At 59.4% G+C, this 1543-nt stretch carries 4 protein-coding genes and 1 pseudogene; 4 read left to right on the forward strand and 1 reads right to left on the reverse strand.

Annotated elements, in window-relative coordinates:
* From KRZ98_RS23070 to KRZ98_RS24720, 4 genes and pseudogenes are all read left to right on the forward strand, one after another.
* A partial coding sequence (locus KRZ98_RS23070; protein ID WP_217675524.1) for a hypothetical protein occupies positions 1-248 on the forward strand: 248 nt, incomplete at its 5' end.
* Positions 178-420: pseudogene (locus tag KRZ98_RS24710) on the forward strand (helix-turn-helix domain-containing protein); the annotation flags it as partial. The gene KRZ98_RS23070 and the pseudogene KRZ98_RS24710, both read left to right, overlap by 71 nt.
* Positions 421-508: 88 nt before the next feature.
* Complete coding sequence (locus tag KRZ98_RS24715; protein ID WP_368389866.1) at positions 509-700, forward strand: winged helix-turn-helix domain-containing protein; 192 nt, start codon at positions 509-511, stop codon at positions 698-700.
* Entirely contained in the window at positions 679-1212 is a 534-nt protein-coding gene (locus tag KRZ98_RS24720) for an IS630 family transposase (protein ID WP_368389867.1), read from the forward strand. The genes KRZ98_RS24715 and KRZ98_RS24720 overlap by 22 nt, the downstream gene beginning before the upstream one ends.
* Here the strand turns inward: KRZ98_RS24720 and KRZ98_RS23080 are convergent.
* Positions 1209-1370 carry a hypothetical protein gene (locus KRZ98_RS23080; RefSeq protein WP_217675523.1) on the reverse strand — a complete coding sequence of 54 codons (162 nt, stop codon included), beginning with the start codon at positions 1368-1370 and terminating at the stop codon, positions 1209-1211. The genes KRZ98_RS24720 and KRZ98_RS23080 overlap by 4 nt on opposite strands.
* Positions 1371-1543: the final 173 nt, after the last annotated feature.

A 1543-nucleotide genomic window follows, 5' to 3' on the forward strand; every position in this document is an offset into this window, starting at 1 on the left:
CGCACGCTACTAATCCCATAGCTGTGGCCCGCGTCAGCGGGTTAGCTCAATCCGGCTTCAATGAGGTCGCGCACGGTGCCATGACGCCCGCGTTCCGCCGCGCGACCTCACAGAAACCTCCAGATTCCCACGGGGGTAATTTTCTGATTCACCGGAGCAAGCACGAGGAGTCTTGCGATGGCGGCAGCGATTGGGATTCGATCAGATTTCACGCCGGGGGATTTACGGCGATTTTCTCGGAGCTGTGACGATCCGGACCAAGTCCGGCGGTTGCTGGCGTTGGCGTTGATCCTTGATGGTCGCAGTCGGAGCGAAGCAGCCAAAGCAGCTGGCGTGACACTTCAGATCGTCCGGGACTGGGTGATCCGCTTCAACGCGGAAGGCCCCCGGCAAAGTCTCGATCCTGAGCGCTGCACAGCGCCGCGCTCTTGCACAGCAGGTCGAAGCGGGTCCAATCCCCGCAGCACATGGGGTGGTCCGTTGGCGCCTCATCGATCTGGCACAGTGGGTGTGGGACGAGTTCGGCCTTTCGATTACCAAGCAGACACTGAGCCGAGAGATGCGCGCGTTGGGCTTCCGCAAGCTCTCGGCCCGCCCCCGCCACCATGGCCAGAAGGGAGAGGCCATCGCTGATTTTAAAAAAGCTTCGCAGGCCAGTTGGCAAAAGTCCGACGATCCTTGCCGCGCGGAACCGCGATAGAATTATGGTGGCAGGACGAGGCGCGTATAGGTCAGCAGACCAAACTCACGCGCCGCTGGGCCAAGCGGGGGACACGGCCTTGTGCGCCCAAAGATCAGCGCCGGGCGTCGGCCTGGATCTTCGGCGCGATCTGTCCGGCAGAGGGCAAGGGTGCTGGCATCGTCATGCCCCGTTGCAACAGCGAGGCTATGAGCATGCATCTCGAAGAGATCGCCTTCCACGTCGCGCCGGGAGCGCATGCCGTCCTGATCCTCGATCAGGCCGGATGGCATGGCTCGGCAGAACTGGTCGTGCCCGACAACATCACCCTCCTGCCGCTGCCGCCCAGATGCCCGGAACTCAACCCCGTCGAAAATGTCTGGCAGTTTATGCGCGACAACTGGCTGTCGAACCGCATCTTCTCATCCTACGATGACATCGTCGATCATTGCTGCTTCGCCTGGAACAAGCTCATCGACCAGCCTTGGCGCATCATGTCTATTGGTCTGCGCCAGTGGGCACATGGGTTCTAATCAATGGGACTTGGTATAAGACGCTGCGCCAACTGAACGACCGCATCGAACTCGCGCTCGGGGGGCGTGTCGAGAAGTCCCAAGCTATCCAAAGCAGCAAGCCGCATGTGTTCAAAATCAGCGAGCACGTCATCTTCGGCGGGGTCGATTTTGATCATTCAACTACGTTAGACACTGCGGGTTAACGGATAGTAGTGATGTCTGAGCTCGACTTTGTACGTTTTTGGTCAGGTCCAAGTCCAGAAGATGCTGTTTTCAGCGATGTGGTCGAGGGCCTGATCGAGTGGCAAGACGCATCCGCCCATATCGTCAATATCTTCCCATTTTCGCC

The sequence above is a fragment of the Sphingobium sp. AS12 genome, assembly GCF_019097845.1.
Lineage (GTDB): Bacteria > Pseudomonadota > Alphaproteobacteria > Sphingomonadales > Sphingomonadaceae > Sphingobium.